This is a genomic window from Cupriavidus pauculus, from assembly GCF_008801835.1.
Classification (GTDB): Bacteria; Pseudomonadota; Gammaproteobacteria; order Burkholderiales; family Burkholderiaceae; genus Cupriavidus; species Cupriavidus pauculus.
Genome location: NZ_VZOW01000046.1, coordinates 15,632 through 40,927 on the forward strand (window position 1 = coordinate 15,632; position 25,296 = coordinate 40,927).

Below are 25,296 nucleotides of genomic sequence, written 5' to 3' on the forward strand. Positions count from 1 at the left end.
GCAGCGCATCCGGCTTGAGCGCTTCGCCTCAGGCCGCCACGGCTTCCTGCTGGGTGTTGACGTAGTCGTAATAGAGCGCGGTGGTATAGAGCAGCCGCATTTGCGCGCCGATTTCGCAGATCTTCAGGCAGCGCTGCTGCAACTCAGGCGTATTGGCGTGCTCGAGCACGATCTGGTAGCCGCGTTCGCCGTGGATTTCATCGGACACGATATGCAGGTCGAAGAATTCCACCTCTTCGTCGGTGAAACCGTACTTTTCGCGCAGCGTCGGGGTTTGCTTGCGATAGATCGACGGCACCTGCGATTCCAGGCCCACCACCAGGCCGGCGACGGCCACCACAGGGTCCTCGCGCATGGCCACGGCATAGCACCAGCTCTGCAGGCCGCGCGTGGTCGGCGACATGTTGTCCGGGTTGACCACGCGCTCGCGCGTGGTGCCGCACGCTTCGGCAAAGCGGATCAGCAGGTCGGTGTGGCGATCGCCGCCGATCTCTTCCTCGTACATGTTGGCCAGCAGGAAATCCTTGGCCTCCGTCATGTGGTCGGGCGTGCGGGCGTAGATATAAGCCAGGTAATCGGCGAAGGGGCCCACGTAGTGATAGTGGTTTTCCGCCCAGCGCGCCAGATGGTCGCGGCTCAGCGTGCCGCTGGCCCACGCCTTGCTGAACGGCGCCTGGTTGGCGCTCTTGCCTTTGATGGCGTTTTCGAGGGCGGCACGGAAATCTTCACGGTTCATCAGTTCGGCCATTTGGGGCTCCTGTTTTTGACGCTTCGGGGTTGGATGTCCGCGGCGCGCAATGCGTCTCGCGGCGTTTCGTGATTTGTATACTTTCTACAACAATGAATCGGCGAAAAAAAATCCGCGCTGGGCGGCACTTGCTGCATAAAAACGGTCAGGCGGCTGCGGACGGCTCCTGGGCGGCGGCGATGCGTTGCCATGCTGCGCCGGCCAGCGCGACATCCTCAAGTCCCACGCCGACCGACTTGTAGATCACGATGTCGTCGGCATGCTGGCGAATCGGGCGGGTGTCGAGCAGCACATCGGCAAGTTCGACGATCTTGCTGTCCGGCAGCACGGCTTTGTCGGCCAATACCAGATCGCCGGCTTCGCGCAGCGATTGCTGGCGCCACTCCACCACCACCGTCGCGGCGCGCGATAACAGCGTGTCGTCCAGTTCGCGCGTATGCGGCAGGCTCGATCCGATAGCGGCCACGAACGTGCCGGGTTTGACGAGTGCGCCGGAAAACAGCGGCGTGGTCGATCGCGAAGCCGTCACGATGATGTCCGCCGCTGCGGCGGCGTGGTCGGGCTGGCAAAACTCCACGGGCACGCCGCATTGGTCGGCAAGCCGTTGCGCCGCGCCGGCGTCGGCATACGGATCGCTGATCAGTACACGCGTCAGCGGCAGCGCGGCGCACAGCTGCAACGCGTGCTGTACGCCCTGCGTGCCGGCGCCGAACAGCGCCAGCGTTTGCGCGCCGGGGCGGGCGAGGCGGTGCGCGGCCAGCACGGTGCAGGCGGCGGTGCGCAACCGGGTGATCGCGCCGGCATCGAACGACGCCAGCGGGCGGCCGTCAACCGTCGAAAACAGCAGGATGACAAACGAGAACTGACCGGCGATGGTCGTGTAGACCTTGGCGCCGGCCACGTGCTGATCGGGAATGACCGCGCCCAGCGTCGACAGCTTCACGCCGCCCGCTTCGGTGCGAATACGCTCCTGCATGGCGGCGTCGCCTCGGCCGAAGCTGCGGAAGGCTTCCAGCATCGCGGCCTGCGCGTCGGCGGCCGTAACGTGGCGATCAATCATTGCATCGGTGACATGAAGCATGGGCTAGGCGTCTTATTGGCTATTTCGGTATACAGTCTACACAAAGTTTAGAAAAACACCAGAGGGTTTTCCCAACGCGACAGATGCTCCCGAACTGGTGCGCAATGCGCTGAAACCGTGCTTGGGAGCGGATTTCAGCACCGTGCGGGTGATTTCCCTAGGTCAGGCAGTTTTTGCTTGTTCTTAGATCTAGTCGGGATATAGTATACAAAACTAGTAACGTCACAAAATTCCTATACCGCCCCCACCAGGGCCTCCATGAATCAGGGGAGCCTCATGCATCAAACCGTAGAGATTGGCCTGGCACATTGGGTATATCTGCTAGGTGTCGCAGTGATCGTGTTGACCATGATCCTGCGGGCCAATGTCGTGGTGCCGTCCATCGTCGGCACGTTCCTCGTGATTCTGGCCATTACGGGCAACCCGGTCAGCGCGCTGGGCGGAATCTTTTCCGCCAGCCTTGTTGCCGCAAAGGAGCTCTTCAATATCTTTCTCGTGATCGCGTTCATGACGGCGCTGCTCAACGCGCTGAAGTCGCTGCGATCCGATATCCGCATGGTCGAGCCGTTCCGCGTGGTGATGAAGAACGGCCACAGCGCCTATTTCATCCTTGCCGGCATCACCTATGTGATATCGCTGTTCTTCTGGCCCACGCCGGCCGTGCCGCTGGTGTCGGCCATTCTGCTGCCCGCCGCGATCGCCGCCGGATTGCCGCCGCTGGCCGGCGCCATGGCGATTGCCATCGCGGGCCAGGGCATGGCGTTGTCGTCCGATTACGTGATCGGCGTGGCGCCCGGCATCAGTGCCAAGGCGGCCGGCGCCGCAGTCAGCGCGGCGGTGGTGGCGGATCGCGCGTTGATCTTGTCGATCATCACCGGCGCGATTGCGCTCTCGTTGGCGTACCTGTCCATGCGCCGCCACATCGTGCCGGCTAGCGGCGCATTGCTCGATCGTTGGCAGGCGCGCGCCACGGGCGTCGATCCCGCCGTCGAGGCGACCGGCACGTTCGACAAGGCTGAAATTGCACGCGGCACGTCGCATTCGGAACCGCTGGTCACCGAGGCCAATATCGAACAGAGCCTGGCGATGGTGGCGCGGCGCCGTATCAAATGGTCGAAGTTCTTTGCGGTGGTCACGCCGCTGGCCTTTGTCTGCGTGGTGACGTTGATGGTGCTGCCGAAGATCGCCTCGGGCATGCCCGATCTGAAAGGCGGAGCCGCCGCGGCGCTGGTCGGCGGCGTGGCCGCGCTGCTGATGATGCTGGCCACGCTGGCCGCCGAGGGCCCGCGCAAGATGCTCGACGTCTGCCCGGAGCACATCACGGACGGCTTCGTGTTCGCATTCAAGGCGATGGGTTCAGTGCTGCCGATTGCAGGCTTCTTCTTCGTCGGCGCCGGAGAAACCGCCGCGCAGATCCTTGGCGTAGATGCGGGCAAGGCGCCGAGCCTGCTGTTCGAACTGATACAGGCTTATCAGCACATGATTCCCGACAACCACGTGTTCGTGGCGTTCGGCGTGTTGCTGGTGGGCATGATCACCGGCATCGACGGGTCCGGCTTTGCCGGCTTGCCGCTGACCGGCACGCTGGCCGGGGCGCTGGGTCCGGTGGTGGGCTTCGATGCGGCCACGCTGGCAGCGGTCGGCCAGATGGGCGCGGTGTGGACGGGCGGCGGCACGCTGATCGCGTGGTCGTCGCTGATCGCGGTGGCCGGCTTCGCGCGGGTGCCCGTGCTAGACGCCGTGCGTGCGCTGCTATTGCCGGTGGTGACGGGGCTGATCGTTTCCACCATCTGCGCCATGCTGATCTGGCGCTGACGCCGGTCCTTCCTTTTGCGATTTTTCTGAATAGTCCTATGCCGAAAGTTGTTTTCCACAAGAACGGACAGGTGTTCGTGGACGAGGTCAAGCCCGAGACCAATCTCGTCGTGCGCGCTGGCATCAAGCAGTTTCCGTATCCGAATCTGCGCTACGAATGCGGCATGGGCAAATGCTCGAAATGCGCATGCCGCGTGCTGGCCGGTGCCGAGCATCTGCCGCCGCCGAACTGGAAAGAGAAAAAGCAGCTCGGTGATCGGCTGGAGCAGGGTTTCCGGCTGGCGTGCCAGATCTGGCTGACGCATGACATCGAACTCGAACAGGAAGAGCTGAAGGTCTGACATGTTCGTGATTCTGACCAGCAAGCCGGGCCAGTTCCGCACCGAAGCCGTGGCTGGTGTGCAGCCCCTGGAGACGTGGGAATACCTGTTCTACGGGCGTACCAAGGCCATCTTCGTGATCGCCGAACTGGTGGAAACGCAAAAGACCGTGAAGGTGCGCGTGATAGATGAAACGGGCGACGCCGATGCCGACCCGGTTGTGAATCATGTGCCCACCAAATTTCTCGAGCGCTTCGACACGCTCGACGCTGCCCACGCCGCGCTCCAACAGCTCGCGCACTTCGGCAGCATGGATCTTTCCCTGAGGAAACAACAATGATGGCCGACACCGAAGCGGGTGCCACTGTGATCGACGATACCCAAGCCCCGGCAAAGACGCCCACGGTTGAAATCACCTTCGTGACCAACCAAGGCAAGACCGTACGCGCGCCGCACAACAGCAATCTGCTGCGCGTATCGCTGCGCGAACAGGGTGGTATTCCGTTCAAATGCGGCGGCGGCATCTGCGGTACGTGCAAGTGCCGGATCGAACAGGGCCTGGAAAATACCGACGACGTGAAGCCGAAGGAGCGCAAGCATCTGAACGATGACGACCTGCGTGCCGGCTATCGCATGGCGTGCCAGACCTTCATCAAGGGCGACGTCGCGGTGTCGTGGGAGCCGCGGACGACGCCGCGCTGAATGTCGAGGGAGCGACGCCGATCGTCACTGGCAAAGCAATGCGCACCGCAGCCGGTTCAGGTGCGCAGGCCCACCATCGCGGAGATTTTCTCGGCCGCTTCCAGTAACGGCGGCAGGAACTGGTCGACCATTTCCTGCGCGCTCGTGCGGTTGGCCTGGCCGCTGATATTGATCGCGGCGATGACTTGTCCGGCGCGATTGCGGATCGGCGCTGCCAGCGACACCAATCCTTCTTCCAGTTCCTGATCGTTCTGCGCCCAGCCGCGCGTGCGGATATCGGCGATCAGCGATTTCAGCGCGTCGATATCGGTCACGGTACGACGCGTGCGCCGTTGCAGGTCGGACGCGCGCAGCACGCGGTCCAGCTCCGCGTCGTCGAGTCCGGACAGCAGCACGCGGCCCATCGACGAACAATACGCGGGCAGCCGGCTGCCGATCGACAGATTGATCGTCATGATCTTGCGCGCCGGCACGCGCAGCACGTAGACAATCTCAGCGCCATCCAGCACCGATATCGAACAACTTTCGTGTACCGATTGCGAAAGCGCCTCCATGACCGGTTCGGCCAGGTTCCAGAATGGCATCGAGGTCAGATACGCAAAACCGAGATCGAGAATCTTGGGCGTCAGCCGGAACAGCCGGCCGTCGTTCTGCACGTAACCGAGCCCGACCAGCGTCAGCAGGATGCGCCGCGCGCCGGCGCGGGTGAGGCCGCTGGCTTGGGCGATTTCCGTAAGCGTCTGCGCCGGATGGCTGGCATCGAACGCGCGGATCACCGACAGCCCGCGCGCAAACGACTGCACGTAGCTGTCGCTCGGCTTTTCGGTGGAACCGGCAAGCGGTGCGCGGGACGTTGCGGAGTCGGCAGGGTTCGCCATGGGTCTGAAAGGGCTCGGAAAGGCCGAAAGGGTAGAGGAAATGCGCGGGCATTGCCAGTCCCGGCATCCTGTCGCGCGCGACTGTTCGGGCGCAGAACTTTCTTGCGGACTGCCGGGACCAACCTGTCTATCGCATAATGTGCGTTTGCACAACGCCGCAACCCGCCGGCGACAAGCGGTTTCGACAACCGTGTGAACAAGGAAAACCAGTGCTGTGAACGAGACAATCCAGTGGAATGATTGGGAGGCTTTCTGCTGTGTGGTGGAGCAGGGGACATTCACGGCGGCGGCGCAGACGCTGAACTGTCCGAAATCGCGGGTTTCGGCCGCGGTGGCCCGCCTGGAAGAGGCAATCGGCGCAAAGCTGCTGGAGCGAACGACGCGCCGCATGCGCCTGACCGACGCCGGCGGCGCGGTCTATCGCGACATGGCGCCGCTGTTTGCCCGCCTGCGCGAGATCCGCCAGGAGACGCTGGCGCGGGAAGAGCGCGTGCAGGGCATGCTGCGAATCGCCACCCCGTACGAGTTCGGCGCCCAGCAGCTCGGCGGCGTCATCTGCCGCACGCTTGCCGCCCATCCGGCGCTCGATATCACGGTGGAAATCGCACAGGGCCTCGTCGATCCGATTCGCGAAGGATTCGACATTGCCTTCGTGACCGTCGACGCAGACCTGCCCGATTCCGGCACCATCGCGCGCCGCATCTGGCACGTCGAACGCGGCCTGGTGGCGGCGCCATCGCTGGCGGCCAGCTTGCCGGCGCAAATGCAGCCGGAAGACCTGTCCAACCTGCCGACGCTGGCCACGCCGGGCGTATCGGTCTGGGAATTTTCCAGGGATGGACAGCGGATCGCCGTACCCATCCGCCCGCGCATGCAGACGTACAACGCCGAATTGCGGATGCAGGCGGCACTGGCGGGCTTGGGTATCGCGCGGGTGCCGATGACGTCGGCCGGATCGGAAATCGCGCAGGGCAGGCTGGTGCGGGTGATGCCCGACTATCCGTTGCCGCCGCTGCGGGTGTTTGCGCTACTGCCCGACCGGCGGCTCCAGCCGCGCAAGGTGCGGGCCTTCATGGAAGCCATCGAATCGATGATGGGGGCGGATCTCGACGATCTCGGGCAGTAGCTTGCGCTGTCTGGACGTTCGATCGGCGTGGGGAGCGCCACATCGAACTGGCCGCGCCTGGAGGGCAGCGCGGCCGAGCGCTTGGAAGTGCTTCAGGGACTTAAGCGCCTTCGCTGTAGATGTCGCGCTTTTCGGTGACGGTGCGGGCGCCTTCGGAGTAGACGTCGCGCTTTTCGGTCACGTCGCGCGCGCCTTCCGAGTACACGTCACGCTTTTCGGTCACGCTGCGCGCGCCGTCGAGGTACGGGTCGATCTTGCGGCCGATGCTGCCATCCAGGCGGGCGAGGTCCGAAACGGGTTGCGATGCCTGGGCGGCGGTGGCGCCGGCCGACAGGCCGATGGCGCAGAGCAGAGAGAGGGCGAGGGTCTTCATGGTTGTGCTGTTTTCCTACTTTTGGCAGAGATCGCGGTTGGTTCCGCGTTGGCTGTAATGTAGGCTTCGGCACGCCCAGGAAAAAGGGCGAATCCTCGACACACTGTCCATTGTCTCGAACAATACGGGAAAACCCTAGGGTGACGCTCGGTGCTACGGGGGTATTTCCGCCACCCGTGGGCGGTGTGGGGTCAGTGATCGCTTACACTACGCCGCGGCTCAGGCCGGCGATTACCATCAGCAGAATCTGCGCGATCACAAACAGGATCAGCGGCGAGATGTCGAAACCGCCCAGGCGCGGCATCACGCGCTGGATTGGCCGCAGCAGCGGCGCGGTCAGATGCCAGATCGGACCGGCCAGCGGCGATTGCGGATTCACCCACGACAGCACAGCCATCAGCAAGGTGACCCACATGACCATGCTGATGCCCCACTTCAGCATCGTCAGCAGCGCAATACCAAGAATCACCGGCAGGAACGCGATCGGGTCGGCCTCGAGCACCAGTGCACGGCAAACAAGGAAGGCCACGGCGGTCAGGTAGGCCGCCAGCACCGTCGCCCAGTCGATCCCGCCAATGCCCGGGATGATCCGGCGCAGCGGGCGCACCAGCCAGTCGGTGACCTGGAAAACCCCTTGCGAAACCGGATTGCGGGATGGCAGGCGGGTCAGTTGCATCCACAGGCGCAGCAGCAGCGCCATGCCAAAAAGCGTAAAGACGGTGTCGAGCAAAAACAGGATGATTTCCGTGAACATCTGGCGGATTTCCCTTTTCAGGCGTTAAGGCCGCGGAAGCGGCGGTAGACGGCGACAGGGTGTCGGCGACCGCACAGATTCTGCCATACCGCGCTGCCGTCTCTTTGAGGAAATGCGGGGCAAATGCGGCCTGTCGCACCGGAAGCGCAGTCATCGCCTCATATAATGGCCGGCCAATCTTCCCGCAATGCTCGCCCCGTCTATGCCCCGCAAGCCCGCCTCCGCGAAACCGCCCAGCGCATCCGCCGCACTGAGCAAACAGGATTTCGAAGCGCTGTCCGATTTTCGCTATCAGTTGCGTCGCTTCCTGCGGTTTTCGGAGGACGCGGCGCACGCCGAGGGCGTCACTGTGCAACAGTATCTGCTGATGCTGCATATCCGCGGCAGCCGCGACCGCAACTGGGCGTCGATCGGCGAGCTGGCCGAACGCCTGCAGGCCAAGCAACATGGCGTGGTGGCGCTGGTCAATCGCTGCGAGGCGTCCGGACTGGTGACGCGGCGCACCCACCCCGAGGATCGGCGCGTGGTGCAGATCCATCTGCTGGCCAAGGGTGAGCGTTGCCTGAACCGGCTGGCCGCGCTGCATCGGGCGGAACTCGAATCGCTGCGCGGCACGTTTCGCGTGGCCCGTATCACCGCGTTCAACGACGACGAATCGGAACGCGACTGAGCGACTGAGGCATCGGCGGACCGCAGGAGCGAGCCCGCGTTACAGCCGGTTACCCATCACAACTTCCCGTGACACCTGCCGCGATGGCGCGGCCCTAGACTCCCGCGCAATATCAACACGCGCAGCGACGCAGGAGCCCCCATGATGTCCTTCCCATCGAGTCTTGCCACGCGCACGGCCGCCAGGTCGATAGCAGTTGCCGCAATGGCCGTTGCAGCGCTGGCGGGCTGCGCCGCACCGTACGGGACCGACTTCGGCAATGGCTACGGCACGGGATACCAGCCGCAGGCCGCCTATCCAACCGGCTACCAGAACGGGTATCCGGCCGGATATCAGACGGGCTACAGCAACGCGGGATACGGCAACACCGGCTATGCCAACACCGGATATGGCAATACCGGATATGGCGCCCCCTATGGCACGTCGGGTACGCAGATCAGCGGCGCGCCCGGCTATGCGCCGCCGGCCCAGTATCCGGCGTACCCGCAGCAACCGGGCTATGACCAGTATGGCTATCCGCGACAGGCGCAGGGCGGCAACGACAACAGCTACGGCGGCAATGCCAGCGGCTATGGCGATCCCTATGCGGTGCGCTACGGCTGGGTCGAATCGATCGAACAAGTGGGCGGCCAGCCCGCCGACACCAGCGGCGCCGGCGCGGTAATCGGCGGCGTGGTCGGCGGTCTGCTGGGCCATCAGGTGGGCGGCGGCCGCGGCAATACCGTGGCGACGATCGGCGGCGCGGTAGCCGGTGCGCTGGCCGGCAACGAGGTGGAAAAGCGCTCGGGCACGACGGCGCCGGCGTTCCGCGTGCGCGTACGTACCAATGACAACGGCAGCCTCACGCTGACGCAGGCCAGCCCCTACAACCTGCGCACGGGCGACCGCGTGCGGATCCAGAACGGCGTTGCCACGCCGTACTGAATGTCGCGCGGCGCGCCGCGAGCGCCTTTAGCCAGCGTTGTCGATCACGACAGCGCGTTGGCCAGGAACGTCAGCGCGCGGCCATGCGCCAGCGCTGCGGACCGCTGGTGGTACGACTCGCGCGCCCAGCAGTTGAAGCCGTGGTCGGCCTGGTCGTAGACGAACACTTCGGTGCCGCGCTTGCCCGCCACCGCCTGCCGCACCTTTTCCACATCGTCCGGCGTGATATGCGCATCGAGCGCGCCGTAGTGGAACTGCACCGGCACGTTGAGCGCGGCCGCCTCGTGCAGATTGTTCTGGATGCCGCCGCCGTAGTACGGCACAGCGGCGTCCACCATGCCGCGCGCGGCGGCCAGGTAGGACATCAGCCCGCCAAAGCAGTAGCCCACGGCCGCCACCTTGCCGCCAGCGCCGATTTCCCCGCGCAAGGCTTCGATGGTGGCGCCGATGTCAGAAAGCGTCGCTTCCACATTGACGGCCTTGCGCAGCGCCATGGCCTGCTCCCAGTCCTTGCCGGAATAACCGAGTTCCACATGCGGTGCGCTGCGCCAGAACACATCGGGGGCCATCACCACGTAGCCGTCCGATGCATATTGGTCCGCCACCGAGCGGATGTGCTCGTTGACGCCGAAGATTTCCTGTACCAGCACGATGCCGGGATTTGCGACCTGCTTGCCCGCAGGCGGCAAACTCAGGTAGGCGTCGAAACTGCCGTCGGGGGTGTCGATTTGAATCCAGCGGCTATTGGGCGAATTGCTCATGATGTGATGGCTCCGGGGCTGCGTGAATGACTTCAGGACGTATCGGGCTCTCGCAGGGCCGACGGCTCCGCGCAGAGCCGAAAGTGTGCCACCGGCCCGCGAATCGTGCAGGACATCCGCGTTCACGCTTCCGACCACACAACCGATCGCGCAAAAAAATGCCGGCATCCGCGGGGCGATGGCCGGCATGGCGTCGCACCATCGTGCGACGCAGTACTGCTTGACTCTCGGTTAAGCGCTGTCGTTTCGCGCCATCGTTAAGGCGCGCCTACCAGCGCAACTGCACATTCTTTTCGCCGGGGCTCAGCGTCGTACGTTTGGACGTGCCATCGTACGTCGCCACCACCTGATACGACGCGCGCGGCCCCTTGATCAGGCAACGCGGGCCGGTCGAGGTAAATTCCGCCACCTGCTGGCCGTTGCGCATCAACTTCACGTTAACGTCCGACAGGTACTCGCCGCGCCCGCCCTGCGTGAACAACAAGCCCATGTCGTAGTTGCGCGCCTCGCTGTTCAGTTGGGCTTGCTCGTCGGCCGCCACGCCGCCGCAAACATAGGTGAACGGGCCGGCGCTGGCGGTGCTCATGTCGGCATGCGCAGATAATGACAAGCCCATCGATGCGGCCAGCACGGCGGCTGCAAGAACCACGCGGCCCTGTCGGCGCAGCGGCAACTGCATTTCAATCGAATCGGTTTTCATCGCTTCCTCCTGCCAGGTTGACCGGATGACGCGAGGCGGGCCGTGGTGCAGGTTCACAGCGGGCACACAGGCGCGGAAAACAGCCTGTCGCGGCATCCGCGGATACTCACCTGTAGTAGACGCCGGGCCGCGGCGACGTTCTGTCGGCGTTTCGCTGATCTTCCTGCGGGACGACGCCGAGGCATACGTGGAACAGCGGGGATTTCTCCCGCTTTCAGTCAGACATCGTGCGAATGAGAGGCTGCGCACACATCGATTGCAACGCACATGGCCGCGGTTTGCAGCGATGCATGCCGCGCCGCACCCGCCGCTCAATATGCCGTCGATTGTTCGAAGCGCGTGTGCCAGTTGTCGGAATACGCCTTCACCACGGTCTTGTCACCGCGGATCAGCATGCCGTTCTCGGCATTGCGTTCCTGCGCAGATTTCGTGAAATTGAACGATCCGGTAAACACGGCCTGATCGTCGAACACCATCACCTTGTTGTGCGCAATGGCCGGCCGCTTGTCGATCACCACGGGAATGCCCGCATGCTTGAGGAACGTGGCGCTGGTATAGCGCTCCGACACCTGGCTCTTGTCAACGATGACGCGCACGTCCACGCCGCGCTGATGCGCTTCGGTAACGGCCTTTGCAATCGGCGCGCTGGTGAAGGAATACGCCTGGATCAGCAGTTTGCTGCGCGTCTTGTTGATGGCGTCGATGATCATGTCCTGGCAGCTCGGGCCGTCGGGCACGAAGCAAAGCGTGTACGTGCTGCCGCTGGCGAACTGGTTGGCTTGCGCGCGCGGCGCGGTCAGCGCGTCGGCCAGGCGATCGAGCGTCGAGGTGCTGCGTGCCTGCGCGGTGCTGGCGCAAACGGATGCCAGCGCGAGCAGGCCCATCGCGCTCGCCGTAGCAAGCTGCCTGCGTCGATTCAAGGGAGGAAACATCAGGTTACACGGGGTGATGAAAATGCGGGGCACGCAGCGTAACAGGCCACGCGCATCTTTCGCAACAGGAAACCGCGCAGTTTGCCCGCGGATGCATTGGAGAGGAACTGCAATCGATCTTGGGACTCGATCCGGTGATGCCTATGATGAATGGACATCGCGCGCGGCGGCTCGTCGCACCGCGTGAACCGAACAAAGGAGACCCCTATGTCCAGCCACACCTACAAGCTCGTGGAGATCGTTGGATCGTCGCCCGACGGCAGCGACGCCGCCATTCGCAATGCGCTCGCCAAGGCGGCCGAAACCATCAAGCATATCGATTGGTTCGAAGTGACCGAGACGCGCGGCCATGTGGAGGACGGCAAGGTCGCGCATTTCCAGGTCACCCTCAAGATCGGCTTTCGCGTCAATTGAGCCGCATGGTGCGAACAACGATGGCGCCGCTCGCGCTATGAGCACGTAAGTGCGTGAGCGCGTCGGCGGCGCCTTTCAGTCGAACTGGTACGACCAGAGCAGGTTGATGCGCGGCGAGCGGTGGCTGGCATTGGTCGGTTTGTCGCCCACGGGTTGCGCCACCGAGACATCCATCGTGTAGAAGCGGCGATCCGAAAAACGCAGCCCGATCGCCACCGACTGCAGCGTGCGATGCGACAGCGATACGCTGTTCGAATACACGCGCGCCATGTCGGTCACGATGAACGGCTGCAACGTCTTCAGGTACGTGAAGTCGACGGTGAACAGCCGGTTGATTTCCGCCGACGCGCCCCAGCCCTTGTCCCCGGCCACTTCCCCGGCTGGATAACCGAGGCCGAAGAAACGGCCGCCGAAGCTGATCTGCTCGCTCGACGCCAGGCGGTTGTCGCTGTACTGGCCGGCGGCGGACAGCGCCATGCCGAAACCGAACGGCAGGTCGTTGGCCTGCGACACCAGCAGCCGCGTGCGCCAGAAGCTCAAGTCGTTGAGATTGTTCTCGCGATTGGCACCCAGCGCATCGAAGCCCTTGTAGAGGCCGAGCGTGGCATTGCGCGTGACGCCGGTGCCGCGCTGCAGATACGACACCTCGGCACTGGCAACGCGCACGCTGGTGGAAAGTTCCACCTTGCGTCCCGCGCCCGGATTCACCGCCTGCGTGTAGCGTTCGAACTGGCTCGTCGCGTAGAAGCCGCCGGTCAGCGTCAGCGCATGGCGGTTGTTGAGGATAAGCGGATAGGCCAGCGTGCCGCCCAGGCGCTTTGAGTCGTTGACATAGCGCGATTCAAAGCCGATGGGCGCCAGCGATGCGTTCTCCGGCACGCCGCGATAGTGCGAAGCGGTGATCTTCGCCAGCATGCCTTCGGTGCCGAGCGGCTGCGCGTAGGTGGCGGCGTAGTATTCCTCGCTGTCGCGGCCTTTCGGGAACAGCGTCGAGAACGACAACTGTTCGCCGAACGGCGTCAGGCTGTTGGTGGTGGCCGTGGCGATGGCGCGAATGCCGGGCGACATCCATTCCACGCCGGTGCCAAACGTGAACGGTTTGCGCTTGACTTCCAGAACCATCTCGCAGGCGCCGTCGGTGGTGGTCGGCGGCTGCACCGTTGCATTGACCTGCATGCCCGGCTGTTGCGCCAGCACGTTGACGTAGTGCTCGAAGCTTTCCTGGCGCAGCGGGCGGTCCTTCTTCAACTGCTCGGCAATCTTGCGCAGGCGGCCTTCGGCCGGGCCGGGCTTGCCGCGCACCGTGACATTGGCCACATAGCCTTCCACCACGGTAATCAGCACCGTGCCGTTCTCGAACGCTTGCGCGGGCACGAATGCGAACGACAGCGGATAGCCGGCGTCCTTGTACATCTGCGTGACGGACTCGGCCGCCTGCAGCAATTCGGCGACCGTGATCTCGCGATTGGCCAGCGGCGTGAATTTTGCGGCGATCTGGTCGAACGGCAGCGTCTTGGCGCCTTCGATCTTGAAATGCCTGGGCGTGAGCCGCGAGGCCAGCAGGTTCTGCAGCGCCGAATCCGGGCGCTCCACCTGCACGGTGACATTGCTTTGCGCGGGCTTGCTAGGTGCGATGGCGGGCAGCGTCTGGGTAGGATCGCCCTGTACCGGGCCCCGTTCCGCATGAGACAGACCACTGTGCATGGCGCCGACGCCGATCAACAGCGCGGCAACGCGTTCGCGTGTACGCATGGTATTACCCCTCGATCGAAAATTGCATTGCGGCTATTGAGGTCGCGTGCCACGGGCGGAAGGAATGCCGCTCTTCCTGCCGCCCATCTGTAGCCGTGACGCTTTGCTGATACGGACGCGCGCACGCGCCCGGACGTGTCTTCCGCTTTGTCGCTAGCGCTTGCCGCCCAGTGCACCGGTCACGCCGCCGAGCAGTCCGCCGACCAGACCCGTTACCGGGGCCAACGGATTGGCGGGTTTGCCGCCCGAAGTGCCAGTGCTGCCGGTGCTGCCGGACGCCGGCGCGTTGCCGCCGGTCAGGCCCGCCACGATGCCGGTAACCGGTGCCAGCGGACCGGCGCTGCCGCCCGTTGCGCTGGTAAGGCCGCTGGTGATGCCGCCGACAAGTCCCGTCACCGGCGCCAGCGGACCGGCCTGGCCCCCGGCCGCGCCCGTCAGTCCGCTGGTGATGCCGCTGACGAGACCCGTTACAGGCGCCAGCGGGCCGCCACTGCCGCCCGTCGCGCTGCCGAGGCCGCCGGTAAGGCCGCTGACCAGGCCGGTAACCGGCGCCAGCGGGCCCGCGGAACCGCCCGTGGCGCCACCGAGCCCGCCCGTGAGCCCGCCGATCAGTCCGGTCACCGGTGCCAGAGGGCTGCCGCCGGCGCCGCCTGCGGGACCGTTCACCACGCCGCCCAGCGATGCCACCGTATTGCCCGCGCCCGTGACGACACCGCCCACGCCCGAGACCACCGGCGTGTTGGTATTGGCCAGTTGCGTGCCGGCCGTCGCCAGCGTGCCGCCCACGGTGGCGAGCAGGTTGTTGACGGGCTGGCCCAGACCGGTTGCCGCGCCCAGTGTTTGCGTGCCGTTGGTCAGCGTCGAGGTCAGCGGCACGATGGCCTTGCTGACGCTGCTGGTCAGCTGTTCGACGGGGCCGGTGGATAGGGCCGTGCCCAGCTTGTCGCCGAGCGTGTTGACGGCGCCGCCCACTTGCGAGACCACGCCGCCCAGCGGCGTGGTCACCGCGGCCAGCGGCGCCAGTGCGCCACTGCCCAGGCCGCTGACCGCGCTGCCGGCGCTGGTCACGGCATTGCCGACTTGACTCACTACGCCGCCGGTGCTTGCGACCGTGGTGCCCAGCGGGTTGGTCGCGTTGGGCATGTTGCCCAGGCCCGATTGCACGCCGGTGCCAAGCACGCTGACCGCATCGCCCAGCGATCCGACCACGCCGCCGAGGCCGCTGGTGGTCTGCTTCGGTACGCCGGGCAAAGTTGCGCTCTGGATCGCGTCGCCCACGCCGCTGACGGTGTTGCCGACACCGCCGACGATCCCGCCAGCGTTGTTGACGATGGTGCTGGTCGGCGTCAGCGCGGCGGTGCCACCGCCGTTGTTGTTGTCGCCGCCACCATTGTGGTTATCACCCCCGCCGTTGTTGTTGTCGCCCCCGCCCCCGTTGTTCTTGGTGCCGCCGTTGTTGGCGGTGTCCGTGCTGCCCGATCCACCGGTAGCGATAGATCCGGTCGATCCCGTCGATCCACTCGAGCCGCTGGTACCCATCGAGGTGGAACCGCTGCCGCTTGCGCAGCCGCCCATTGCCAGCAAAGACCCCAGCAGCGCGGTAATTACCACCTGCCTTGCAAGACGTTGTTGTTGACGCATGACCTTGTTCCTTTCGTTGTTATGAGTCGCTTCCCGACCAGGTTCACGTGCGCGTCCGGATCTCGATGCTTTGCTGCAGCGTGTGCGGCGTGCCGTGTCTGACATGCATTGCGCAAGCGGTGTGCCAATGCGAAGCGCCGCGCGCAGCGCACCCCGCCAAAGCCGGAGGCGCGCGTCGCAAACGCCCGTCTGACAAGGCTTTGCGGGCGGCCGATCAAACGCGCGCATAAAGCGGCCGCGCGTTGCGAGGCGCGTGTTTCGCGCTGGTTTCGCGTTACGCGTTACGTAACGCGCGGTGACGCCAAGGGAACGGAAACAGGGACTTGATGGACGGTGCGGCGCGGACTCGGGCATCCACGCGACGCGATTGCGACGAAGCAGGTGCGGTCAGCTCGGTGACTGTCGTGTCGCGAGCGGGCGTACTCGCGCGCATGCGTGGGACGTCGACATGGAAAGCGCGTGCCGCGGCAGACCGAAGCCGTGCCAGCCGCGCGCATCGCATGCATGACGCATCGCGACGCACCCGCATCGTGGGAACACGCCGCGTAACACGTTACGTAGCACGTAACGCGCGCGCAGCCTCTGCGACGGCTTGCCGCGCCTGCCGCGCTGGCGCCAATCGGTTCTCGACATCGCACCGCAAAGCCGCGCCGCGCAAGGCTTTGGGGGACGCATGGCGCGCACCCGCAGCGCTCGAATCGAACGTGCGATTGAGCCTGGCACAGCGATTGCGCTATCGGGTTGCGACGCCACACCAGTCAACGCTCATATCGCAATGGGGTAGATCAGGGTCGCGGCGATGAGCGGGAAAACCCGAACACACAGAACATCGAAGGAGATCAGGTCATGAAAGCAACGATGCAAACGCGCTCACTCAACATGATGGCCATCGCTTGCGCCGCGGCTGCCGCGTTGCTGGCGGGCTGCGCCTCGGGCGGTTCGAGCGGCGGTGTCAGCCCGGCGTCGCCCACCACGCCGACCAATCCCGGCACGACCAACCCGACGCCGACCGCCGAAACCACGCCCACCGCCAAGGTGCTGGAAGGCGCCGGCAACACGGTGACCGCTACAGGCAATGCCGTGAGCCAGATCGGACAGCAGATCAAGGACACCAACGTGCCGCTCGTGCCGGCCGGCGCCAAGAACGCCACCGGCGATGTGGTGATCAACGCGGGCGAAACAGTTGCCACGCTCGGCGCCGGCGTGCGCGACGGCCTGGGCAAGATCGGCGCGGTCGATAACCCTGTTGGCGTAACGGTGGCCAATACCGGCAACGTGGTGACGCAGGCCGGCGTGACCGTGGTCAGCGCCGGCGATCTGGTCAAGGCCGTGGGCAGCGATCAGCTTGCGCCGCTGTCACCGGTCACCAATCCGGTCGGCGGCTTGGTGCAGACCGTGGGCGGTGCGGTGATCGCCGGCGGCAGCAAGCTGGGCGACGCGCTCTCCACCGGCCCTGTCGCGCAGCTGACCGACAGCACCAGCAAGGCCATCGTGCCGCTGACGACGACGCTGACCAACACCACGCAGACGGTGGGCGCGGCCACTGGCCTGGGCGCACCGGTGAACAATCTGCTCACGCAGGTTGGCGGCACGCTGGCCACCGGCGGCAGCATGATTTCCGGCACCAACACGCCAATCGTCTCGCCGCTTGGCGGCGTGGTGACCGAAGCAGGCAAGACCGTCGCGACGGCGGGCGTGCTGCTCAATGGCAATGGCAGCGCGACAGGCAGTCCGCTGGGCGGGCTGCTCAACACGCTGCCGCTATCTGGCCTTGGCGGTGCCGCAGGCGGCAGCAGTCCGCTGGCGCCGGTGACAGGTCTGCTCGGCGGCGCGTCGGGCGGCAGCGGCCCGCTGGCTCCAGTCACCGGATTGCTCGGATCCGTGGGCGGCGCGGCGGGTGGCACGTCTGGCGGCAGCAATCCGCTCGCGCCAGTCACCGGCCTGCTCAATACCGTGACCAGCGGGCTGACCAGCGCAACGGGCGGCGCCACGTCCGGCAGCGGCAGCGCGGCTTCCCCACTGGCACCGGTCACCGGCCTGCTTGGCGGACTGACGCGCCACTGATTCCCGCACGGATGACACGGGACTTTCCCTGTCATCCAAAAAGACTACTTTACGGTGCGCTGTCGTCCTTACCCCGCGCGGCGCATCCTTTTATTTCTTGCCGTGCGGTGAGCCTGCATCCATACGTGCAGGCCGCCGCACGGCATGCTGCATTTATTGCGCGTTCTTTAACAATTCGCTTTTGTTCATGCCGATAGTCAGTGCGGATCGGCCGTTGTTTCAAACGTCTGTGCCACTTTAAGCTGGCGCACCCCTAGTTCGAATGGGGGGTATGGTTGAGACATACCATGTCTTATAAATGTTCTGTCAGCGGATAAAACAAATAATTACGTCACAGCTTCACAAGATGACAAATCGGATCGGGTCAGGAATTGCCGCTGGGATCCAATTAGGGGTAAAACCGCACTTCGGGAGTGACTACCATGAACAAGAAGCTGGCGCGCTTCAACCATCGTCAACGCGGCGCAACCGCGATCGAATATGGCCTGATCGTAGGCCTCATTGCCATTGCCATCGTCACGGGGGCTACCAATCTCGGTAACAACCTCGGGACGGCTTTCGACGGACTGGCGACGAAAGTCACCACCTGGTTCAAATAACGGCGAAAAGGCGCGTCTGTCACGCGGGCTGATCGCGTGGCAGGCGAACTTACCTTTTACGAAGTACTGCAATGCATGCGTTTCCGCATGAGCGTCCGCTCGTGCGCGGGACGGATATCGTCCTGACGTCTGCGGTGCAGTGCTTCGCTTTCGACCTCATCGGTACGACGGATCCTGGCGATCGCGTTGCGGACGCGGTTCGTCCTGTCGCTTGCCGGTAGGCATCGCAGTCTGCATCGGAAGTGGTAGCACGGCACTGGCCCGCAGGCAATCACGGACGGCCAGGCAAGAGAGATAAGAGTGGTGCCAAGTCGCGGTACGTTGTAGGTGTACGCCCATAAGGCAAGCCGTCCGCTGGCGTTGGCAACGCGCCGGCGCCAGCGGTACGGTGTTTCGTGGGATCTGATTGCGCGATTAAAAAAATACCGGGTAAAGCATGGCGTCACGGGGGAATGCACGCCGTCGTAGTGGCGGGGTTGCGGCGATTGAATTCGCACTGATTTTTCCGGTGCTGCTGGCATTGATTTTGGGCATTGTCTATTACGGCATGGTGCTCGCAATGCAGCAGGCCCTCACGCTCGCGGCCGAGGAAGGCGCGCGGGCTGCATTGCGTTATCCGCTGACTTCCAACGGCGGAACGCTGGCCAACACCATCGACTTGCGCGTGGCCGCCGCCGAGCAGACCGCGCGCAGCACCCTGCCCGCGAGCATTGCCGCGCATCTGGCCTCGGGCGCGTTGGCCCAGCCCGTTGCATGCGCCGCGCCCGCGGGCGCCCAATGCGTGCAGGTCACGCTGAACCTGCTCACGCAATCGATGCTCCCCACTGTGCCCTTCATGCCCGTGCCTTCCAGTCTGACGGGATCGGCCGTCGTCCAGCTTTCTCCAGATACCTGAGGACATGATGCAGAGCCGTCGCGTCTCATCGCTCCCAAGCCATCCCAATCCAACCCGGACAACCGTGACATGACCAGCAAACAGATAAGGATTCTTGCGGTTGTTCTGCTTGTGCTGGCGGGTTTGCTCGCTGTGCTGGCCTGGCAGGTGGCGCGCCACCAGCGCGTGCCGTTGCCCACGCAGAACGCCGTGGCTACCCATGCGGTGGTGGTCACCACGCGCGCCGTCGAAGCCGGCAAGCCGTTGAGCACCGACGCGCTGACCGTGATGCAGTTGCCGATCGATCCGACCGGCGCCTACCAGGAAGTGGCGCGCGTGGCCGGACAAGTACCCGTGATCAATCTCGGCGCCAATGTGCCGGTGCTGGAAAGCCAACTGGTATCCGGGCTGGCGCGCCAGATTCCGGAAGGCGATCGCGCGCTTGCCGTGGCGGTCGACGAAGTGGTCGGTGTCGGCAACCAGGTGCAGCCTGGCGATTTTGTCGATGTATTTGTGATCCTGCGCCGCGACAACCAGGAGATCGGCGAAAGCCAGACGCGTCTGCTGCTGTCGCATCTGCGTGTGCTCGCGTATGGCAGCGGGGCAGTCAATGAAGCGCCGAAAGCGCAGTCCGAACAGATGATGACGCGGCGCGAAGGCGCCAAGACCGCCGTGCTGTCGGTGCCGCTGGAACAGGTGAGCAAGCTGGCCATGGCGCAGCAGGCCGGACGCCTGATCCTTGCGCTGCGCAATCCGAAAGACGAGGCCATGCCGAGCGAAGGGATGTTCGCGGATCCGCCGCCGGTGTTGCAGGCGCGCGCGGGTGTGCCGCCGCAAGCCGAACGCGCGCCAGTCGATCGTGCCGTGGCTGGCGTCAGCCTGTCCGGACTGGTTGGCGACGCCGCGCCGCGATCGCCCGCGCCGGCCATGCGGCCCGCGACATTGCCCGCCGCCGCGACGCTGACGGCTGCCACGCCGCGCCGGCAGGCGCAGGACAACCAACAAGGCGTGGAAGTGATCCGCGCCGGCAAACGAGAAATCGAATAACGGACGACACGGCATGACCCATTCGATGAAAGACCGTGTGTGGACGCCAACGCGTCGAATCAGGCAGCAACTGGCCATCCCGGCATGGATGGCGATGGCGATGACGGTAGCGGTGGCCGTGGTGGCGGCGATCCGGCCGCTTGGCGCGCAGGAAATTGCCGCGAGTGCGCCGGTGCGGACCTTGCAGATGTTGGCTGGCGCGCAACAGGAAATCCGTCCCGGCCAGGCCCTGGAGCGCGTGGCGGTAGGAAATCCGGCGGTGGCCGATGCGCTGCTGCTCAAGCATCGCGGCGCGTCGCCCACCGTGCTGGTGGTCGCCAAGAAACCGGGCGTCACGGACCTGATGATGTGGAGTGGCGGCGCAGCGCCCGTGCGTTACGCAGTGCAGGTCAACGCCGTGGCGCAGGACCCCGGCGGCCCGCAGGTGGATCTGTCGACGGCAGGCGCCACTATCACCGGACAGTCGCAGGACGCCCGGGCCGCTGCACGCGCGCAGATGTCGGCGCGCGCGGCATTTGGGCGGTGTCGACAACAAGGGTGCGGTGGTGGTCGACCGCTCCACCGTGCCGGTATCGGGCACGGTGCAGGTCGACGTGAAAGTGGTGGAAATCAGCAAGACCGTACTCAAGCAGATCGGCCTGAATTTCGTGCGCAACAATGGCGGCTTCACCTTCGGATCGTTCAGCCCGACGTCGCTGACCAAGGCGACGATCGGCCCGAATCCAACGTTCGAAAGCACGCAGCCGATCAGCAGCGCGTTCAACCTCGTCGTGGCGTCGGCGTCGAAGGGCATCTTCGCCAACCTGAGCCTGCTGGAAAGCAATGGCCTCGTGCGCGTGCTGGCCGAGCCCAGCCTGGTGGCGCTGTCCGGCCAGAGCGCCAGCTTTCTGGCCGGCGGCGAGATTCCGATTCCGGTGCCCCAGGCGCTGGGCACGACGACGATCCAGTTCAAGCCGTTCGGTATCGGCCTGACCGTCTCGCCCACCGTGATCGCACGTGACCGTATTGCGCTGAAGGTGGCGCCCGAAGCCAGCGATCTCGACCCGTCGCGCGGCATCTCCATCAACGGCGCGTCGGTGCCCGCGATCGTCACGCGCCGGGCCGACACCACGGTCGAGCTGGGCGACGGCGAGAGCTTTGTCATTGGCGGACTGGTGAGCCGCAACACCGTCAGCAACGTCGACAAGATTCCTTTCCTGGGCGACTTGCCGATCATCGGCAGCTTCTTCAAGAACCTGAACTTCCACCAGGAGGACCGTGAACTGATGATCGTGGTCACGCCGCATCTGGTTCAGCCACTTGCCAAGGACTCGCAGGCCGCCGCCAACGTGGCGAACGACGGGCGCACCAGCGCCAGCCCCAATGTCTGGGGCCGTTTTGTATTGGGTGAATATGCCGATCCAACCCTGCCGGGATTTTCCCGCTAGGGCGGACCATGGAGCGAGACGAGCAGATGGATCACTTCCTGCTGAACACCACGCGTGACAACGTGCGCCACTGGCTGGGCCAGGCGCTCGCGGGCGTGGGCACGCTGGTGGCCGAAGACGGCGCGCAGGAGACCTTTGTCGAACAGATCGGCACCTTGCGCCCCGGTCTGGTCTTCCTGGATTTTTCGACGCCGCATACGGTGGCATCGACGCGGCTGGCCGAACAGATTGCGCGGCTGTTTCCGCAACTGCCGCTGGTGGCGGTCGGCAACGCCGGCGAGCCCGAGGCGATGCTGGCCGCATTGCGTGCCGGCGTGCGCGATTTCATCGACCTGCGCGGCGCACCGGCGCAGGCCACCGCCGCCGTGCAGCGCCTGATGGTGCCGCGGGCGCAGGTGCGCGCGGTGGCGCCCGCGCATCGCCACGGCAGGACCGTCGCGGTACTCGGCGCGCGGCCCGGCGTTGGCGTGACCAGTCTCGCCGTCAACCTGGCCGCCGCGGTGCGCCAGCGTGAAGGCGCCGAGGTGCTGCTGCTGGACTTGGGCCTGCCCGCGCGCGACGGTGCGCTGTATCTGAACATCGCGCCCGAATTCCATTTCGTCGAGGCCGTGCGCAACCTGCGTCGCTTCGACCACGTCTTCGTGCAGACGGCGCTGGCCCGCCACGCCAACGGCGTCTCGGTGCTGCCGCTGCCCGCCACGCTGGCCGAATTGCGCGACATCTCGTTTTCGGAGGCGCTGGCGCTGCTCGATCGCCTGCGCGCGTTCTTCGATCTGCAGGTGATCGATCTCGGCGGCTTTTCGAATGCCGAATTCATGGCGCAGATCGTCAAGGCCGCCGACGCCGTGGTGGTGGTGGCCGAGCAGAGCGTCGGCGCCATCGTTTCGGCCGCCGAACTGCTGCAGGAACTGAAGAAGCGCGAGATCGACCGGCAGGACATCCATCTGCTGGTGTCGCGCTTCGATCCCGATCTTGGCGTGGATGCCGGCGAAATCGCCCGGCGCATCGGCGTGGCTTCGGTCGATACGCTGCCGGACCGGCGCGCCGCGCTGCTGCAAGCCGCCAATCGCGGCGCGGTGCTGGCTGACCACGCACCGGCCGACCCGTACGTGCGCGCCGTGGGCGCGTTGATGGAGCGACTGGGATACCACGCCGGACCGACCACCGAACGCGGGCTCCTGGCCCGGATCAAGGACAAATTGCCCGAAGCATTGCGTGTCGCGCGTACTGCACGGGCAGGGAACTGACATGACCGACGCGATCGAATTCTCGGACAACCACGCTGCTCCGTTTCCTGTCTCGCAGGAATTCCACAAGATCAAGGAGGCCGCGCACGAGCATCTGCTCACGCGGATCGAGGAGCTCGGCGCGGAGTTCGGCCGCTGGTCGCGCGCGGCCATCCAGCGCTTTGTCGATCTCGAACTCGAGAGCTTCACGCGTTTGCGCCGCATTCCGATCAACGAGGCCGAGCTGCGCCAGATATCGGAAGCGCTGACCAAGGAGCTGGCGGGTTTCGGGCCGATCGAGGACCTGCTCAACGATGTGGCCGTGGAGGATATTCTCGTCAACGGCCACCTCGACGTGTACGTGTCGCGCCACGGCATCCTGGAGCGCATCCCGGTGCGCTTTGCGGACAACGGCCATCTGCTGCGCATCGTGCGCCGTATCCTGGCGCCGATCGGCCGGCGTCTGGACGAATCGAATCCGATGGTCGACGCGCGCTTGCCCGACGGCGGGCGCATCAACGTGATCATTCCTCCGTTGGCGCTGGAAGGCCCGGTGGTGTCGATCCGCAAATTCCGCAAGGATCCGCTCACGCCGCTGGACCTGCAGTCGCTCGGCACGATGAGCCCGGAAATCACGGAATTGCTCGAGGCCGCAGTGCGCGCGCGCTGCAACATACTCGTGAGCGGCGGCACCAGTTCAGGCAAGACATCGCTGCTCAACGCGCTGGCCACGTTTGTCCCGCCGACCGAGCGTGTCATCACGATCGAAGATACCGCCGAGCTTGCGCTCAACCACCCGCACGTGGTGCGACTGGAAAGCCGTCCCGGCGGATTCGAGGGCACCGGAACGGTCACGATCCGCGATCTGCTGCGCAACAGCTTGCGCATGCGTCCGGACCGCATCATCGTGGGCGAAGTGCGCGGCGGCGAAGTGCTGGAGATGCTGCAGGCGATGAGCACCGGCCACGATGGATCGATGGGCACGATCCACGCCAGCAGCCCGCGCGAATGCCTGTACCGGCTGGAAATGCTCGCGGGCTTTGCGGGCTTCCAGGGCAGCGAAGTCAGCCTGCGCCGCCAGATCGCCAACGCCATCGACTTCATTGTGCAGATCGGCCGGCTGTCCAGCGGCAAGCGGCGCATTCTGTCGATCACCGAAGTGACCGGGCTGGGCGACAACATCATCTCGACGCAGGAGCTGTATCGCCACGAGCCGGTGCAGAACCCGGATGGCACCGAGACCGATCGTTGGCAGTCGCTCGGCATCCTGCCGCATTCGCCAAAGCTCGCGCGCATGCGTCCCGCCAACTTCACGCTGGATGACCGCTTTGATCTCTAGCGCCGGCCTTTTCCTCTGTGCGTTGGCCCTGGTGCTGTTGGGACTGGGGCTCTTGATGCTGGCGTCCGCGCGCGGACGCGCCAACGCCGAGCGCGCGCGCGCCCATCTGGCCGCGCAGACCGAGCAGGTACGCGCGCGCTACGCCACGGCTGCCGAGCCGGCCATGCTCGCCAACGCGCAGGACTTGCGCAAACGCTGGTCGGACCTGTTGCGCCGCGCCGATCTCGCGCCTACGCGCAAGACCGGTCTGACATGGGGCGCGCCGGTAGTGCTTCTGACCATCCTGGGTGCGACGATTGGCGGCGTCATCGGCGCGATATCGATGGCGGTGATCGGCACGGCGGTCGCGGCGTTTCTACTCTGGATGCGGATCCGCCGCATCAAGGAAAAGATGCTGCGCCAGCTGCCGGGATTTCTCGATGGCGTGGTGCGGCTGATGACGATCGGCAGCAGCGTGCCGGCCGCGTTCCAGAATTCCGTGGCCAACACCGAGCCGCCGCTGCGCCAGTGCCTGGTGCAGACCATCCATCTGCAACGCGCCGGCAAGGAACTCGATCAGGCCGTGCTGCAGATGGGACGCGCCTACGCGCTGGACGAGCTGGTGATCGTCTCCTCGGTACTGCGGCTGTCCCAACGCTATGGCGGCCGGGCCGACATGGTGATGGAGCGCACCGCGGCGTTTATGCGCGACCGCGAGGAAGCGCAGCGCGAACTGTTGGCGCTGTCGGCCGAAACGCGGCTGTCTGCGTGGGTGCTGGGCCTGTTGCCGATCATCGTGGCCGGCGCGCTGTTCGTCATGAACGCGGGCTACATCATGCTGATGTGGCGCGATCCGGCCGGCAAGGCCATGCTGCTGACGGCCGCGGGCCTGGAAGTGGCCGGTGTGCTGATGCTCTACAAACTCGCCAAGTCGGTCTAGGTGCAAACGCCCATGCAGATCGATCCGACCACGCTGATCTCCGCAAGCCTGCTGGCCGGCGCCGTCTCGTTGCTGCTGCTCGCATGGCCACTGCTGCGCCAATGGCGGCAGCGGCGCGTCGCGGCGCGCACCATCGACGCCGCGCTGCATCGCCAGGCCGCGCAAGGCGCCGCGGCCAATGCGCCGGCCCCGCAGGCCGCCGCGCCGGCG

General features: G+C 65.2%; 25 protein-coding genes and 2 pseudogenes. 17 read left to right on the forward strand and 10 right to left on the reverse strand.

The window, feature by feature from the left end; genetic code table 11:
• Window positions 1-28 precede the first annotated feature (28 nt).
• Together F7R19_RS27115 and F7R19_RS27120 are read right to left on the reverse strand one after the other, a co-directional pair.
• Complete coding sequence (locus tag F7R19_RS27115; protein ID WP_061959045.1) at window positions 29-748, reverse strand: TenA family transcriptional regulator; 720 nt, start codon at window positions 746-748, stop codon at window positions 29-31.
• Between the two features lie 145 nt (window positions 749-893).
• On the reverse strand, window positions 894-1,829 hold the full coding sequence (locus F7R19_RS27120; RefSeq protein ID WP_150982657.1) for an ornithine cyclodeaminase family protein: 936 nt from the start codon (window positions 1,827-1,829) through the stop codon (window positions 894-896).
• A gap of 276 nt (window positions 1,830-2,105) precedes the next feature.
• Here F7R19_RS27120 and F7R19_RS27125 point away from each other — a divergent pair, with 276 nt between their 5' ends.
• From F7R19_RS27125 to F7R19_RS27140, 4 genes are read left to right on the forward strand one after another with little or no spacing between them, the layout of a single operon-like run.
• Entirely contained in the window at window positions 2,106-3,644 is a 1,539-nt protein-coding gene (locus F7R19_RS27125; RefSeq protein ID WP_150982659.1) for a hypothetical protein, read from the forward strand.
• A gap of 38 nt (window positions 3,645-3,682) precedes the next feature.
• Entirely contained in the window at window positions 3,683-3,985 is a 303-nt protein-coding gene (locus F7R19_RS27130) for a 2Fe-2S iron-sulfur cluster-binding protein (RefSeq protein WP_061959043.1), read from the forward strand.
• A gap of 1 nt (window position 3,986) precedes the next feature.
• Window positions 3,987-4,304: a ferredoxin gene (locus F7R19_RS27135; RefSeq protein ID WP_150982661.1), complete on the forward strand. Its 318-nt coding sequence runs from the start codon at window positions 3,987-3,989 to the stop codon at window positions 4,302-4,304.
• Window positions 4,301-4,666 (forward strand): 2Fe-2S iron-sulfur cluster-binding protein, encoded by a 366-nt coding sequence (locus F7R19_RS27140; protein WP_061959041.1) that lies wholly within the window; start codon window positions 4,301-4,303, stop codon window positions 4,664-4,666. Before F7R19_RS27135 ends, F7R19_RS27140 begins: the two co-directional genes overlap by 4 nt.
• A gap of 56 nt (window positions 4,667-4,722) precedes the next feature.
• Here the strand turns inward: F7R19_RS27140 and F7R19_RS27145 are convergent, their stop codons facing one another.
• Window positions 4,723-5,544, reverse strand: coding sequence for an IclR family transcriptional regulator (locus F7R19_RS27145; protein WP_061959040.1), 822 nt, complete (start codon window positions 5,542-5,544; stop codon window positions 4,723-4,725).
• A 214-nt stretch (window positions 5,545-5,758) separates the two neighbouring features.
• Between F7R19_RS27145 and F7R19_RS27150 the strand changes: the two genes are divergently transcribed.
• Entirely contained in the window at window positions 5,759-6,670 is a 912-nt protein-coding gene (locus F7R19_RS27150) for a LysR family transcriptional regulator (RefSeq protein WP_061959039.1), read from the forward strand.
• 100 nt (window positions 6,671-6,770) lie between these two features.
• Here F7R19_RS27150 and F7R19_RS27155 read toward each other — a convergent pair whose 3' ends face one another.
• The gene (locus F7R19_RS27155) at window positions 6,771-7,043 is read right to left on the reverse strand and encodes a hypothetical protein (RefSeq protein ID WP_150982663.1); all 273 of its coding nucleotides are present in this window, start codon (window positions 7,041-7,043) and stop codon (window positions 6,771-6,773) included.
• 202 nt (window positions 7,044-7,245) lie between these two features.
• Complete coding sequence (locus F7R19_RS27160; protein ID WP_061959037.1) at window positions 7,246-7,797, reverse strand: YggT family protein; 552 nt, start codon at window positions 7,795-7,797, stop codon at window positions 7,246-7,248.
• Window positions 7,798-7,999: 202 nt separating this feature from the next.
• On the opposite strand from F7R19_RS27160, the gene F7R19_RS27165 reads away from it, so the two are divergent.
• Window positions 8,000-8,467, forward strand: coding sequence for a MarR family winged helix-turn-helix transcriptional regulator (locus F7R19_RS27165; protein ID WP_061959036.1), 468 nt, complete (start codon window positions 8,000-8,002; stop codon window positions 8,465-8,467).
• Between the two features lie 144 nt (window positions 8,468-8,611).
• Window positions 8,612-9,391 carry a glycine zipper 2TM domain-containing protein gene (locus F7R19_RS27170; protein ID WP_150982677.1) on the forward strand — a complete coding sequence of 260 codons (780 nt, stop codon included), beginning with the start codon at window positions 8,612-8,614 and terminating at the stop codon, window positions 9,389-9,391.
• Between the two features lie 44 nt (window positions 9,392-9,435).
• On the opposite strand, the gene F7R19_RS27175 is transcribed toward F7R19_RS27170, so the two are convergent.
• From F7R19_RS27175 to F7R19_RS27185, 3 genes are all read right to left on the reverse strand, one after another.
• A complete protein-coding gene (locus F7R19_RS27175; RefSeq protein ID WP_150982665.1) occupies window positions 9,436-10,152 on the reverse strand; it encodes a dienelactone hydrolase family protein in 717 nt (238 codons plus the stop codon).
• 268 nt (window positions 10,153-10,420) lie between these two features.
• The gene (locus F7R19_RS27180; protein ID WP_150982667.1) at window positions 10,421-10,852 is read right to left on the reverse strand and encodes a hypothetical protein; all 432 of its coding nucleotides are present in this window, start codon (window positions 10,850-10,852) and stop codon (window positions 10,421-10,423) included.
• 311 nt (window positions 10,853-11,163) lie between these two features.
• A complete protein-coding gene (locus F7R19_RS27185) occupies window positions 11,164-11,772 on the reverse strand; it encodes a phospholipase D family nuclease (protein ID WP_223506009.1) in 609 nt (202 codons plus the stop codon).
• Between the two features lie 219 nt (window positions 11,773-11,991).
• On the opposite strand from F7R19_RS27185, the gene F7R19_RS27190 reads away from it, so the two are divergent.
• Window positions 11,992-12,198 carry a dodecin gene (locus F7R19_RS27190; protein WP_061959061.1) on the forward strand — a complete coding sequence of 69 codons (207 nt, stop codon included), beginning with the start codon at window positions 11,992-11,994 and terminating at the stop codon, window positions 12,196-12,198.
• 75 nt (window positions 12,199-12,273) lie between these two features.
• On the opposite strand, the gene F7R19_RS27195 is transcribed toward F7R19_RS27190, so the two are convergent.
• Together F7R19_RS27195 and F7R19_RS27200 are read right to left on the reverse strand one after the other, a co-directional pair.
• On the reverse strand, window positions 12,274-13,950 hold the full coding sequence (locus F7R19_RS27195) for a ShlB/FhaC/HecB family hemolysin secretion/activation protein (RefSeq protein WP_061959032.1): 1,677 nt from the start codon (window positions 13,948-13,950) through the stop codon (window positions 12,274-12,276).
• A 153-nt stretch (window positions 13,951-14,103) separates the two neighbouring features.
• Window positions 14,104-15,591, reverse strand: coding sequence for a collagen-like triple helix repeat-containing protein (locus tag F7R19_RS27200; protein WP_150982670.1), 1,488 nt, complete (start codon window positions 15,589-15,591; stop codon window positions 14,104-14,106).
• 846 nt (window positions 15,592-16,437) lie between these two features.
• On the opposite strand from F7R19_RS27200, the gene F7R19_RS27205 reads away from it, so the two are divergent.
• The 9 genes and pseudogenes from F7R19_RS27205 to F7R19_RS27245 all read left to right on the forward strand — a co-directional run.
• Window positions 16,438-17,655 carry a collagen-like triple helix repeat-containing protein gene (locus F7R19_RS27205; RefSeq protein WP_061959030.1) on the forward strand — a complete coding sequence of 406 codons (1,218 nt, stop codon included), beginning with the start codon at window positions 16,438-16,440 and terminating at the stop codon, window positions 17,653-17,655.
• Window positions 17,656-18,077: 422 nt separating this feature from the next.
• Window positions 18,078-18,254, forward strand: coding sequence for a Flp family type IVb pilin (locus F7R19_RS27210; protein ID WP_061959029.1), 177 nt, complete (start codon window positions 18,078-18,080; stop codon window positions 18,252-18,254).
• A gap of 436 nt (window positions 18,255-18,690) precedes the next feature.
• On the forward strand, window positions 18,691-19,149 hold the full coding sequence (locus F7R19_RS27215; RefSeq protein WP_061959028.1) for a TadE/TadG family type IV pilus assembly protein: 459 nt from the start codon (window positions 18,691-18,693) through the stop codon (window positions 19,147-19,149).
• 69 nt (window positions 19,150-19,218) lie between these two features.
• A complete protein-coding gene (cpaB, locus tag F7R19_RS27220; protein WP_150982672.1) occupies window positions 19,219-20,175 on the forward strand; it encodes a Flp pilus assembly protein CpaB in 957 nt (318 codons plus the stop codon).
• A 100-nt stretch (window positions 20,176-20,275) separates the two neighbouring features.
• Window positions 20,276-21,602 (forward strand): annotated as a pseudogene (locus F7R19_RS27225) (type II and III secretion system protein family protein).
• A gap of 26 nt (window positions 21,603-21,628) precedes the next feature.
• Window positions 21,629-22,849, forward strand: coding sequence for a response regulator (locus tag F7R19_RS27230; RefSeq protein WP_150982674.1), 1,221 nt, complete (start codon window positions 21,629-21,631; stop codon window positions 22,847-22,849).
• A 1-nt stretch (window position 22,850) separates the two neighbouring features.
• Window positions 22,851-24,167, forward strand: a complete 1,317-nt coding sequence (locus F7R19_RS27235; protein WP_061959025.1) for a CpaF family protein — start codon at window positions 22,851-22,853, stop codon at window positions 24,165-24,167.
• A complete protein-coding gene (locus F7R19_RS27240; RefSeq protein ID WP_150982679.1) occupies window positions 24,160-25,086 on the forward strand; it encodes a type II secretion system F family protein in 927 nt (308 codons plus the stop codon). Before F7R19_RS27235 ends, F7R19_RS27240 begins: the two co-directional genes overlap by 8 nt.
• A 12-nt stretch (window positions 25,087-25,098) precedes the next feature.
• A pseudogene (locus F7R19_RS27245) lies at window positions 25,099-25,296 on the forward strand (type II secretion system F family protein); the annotation flags it as partial.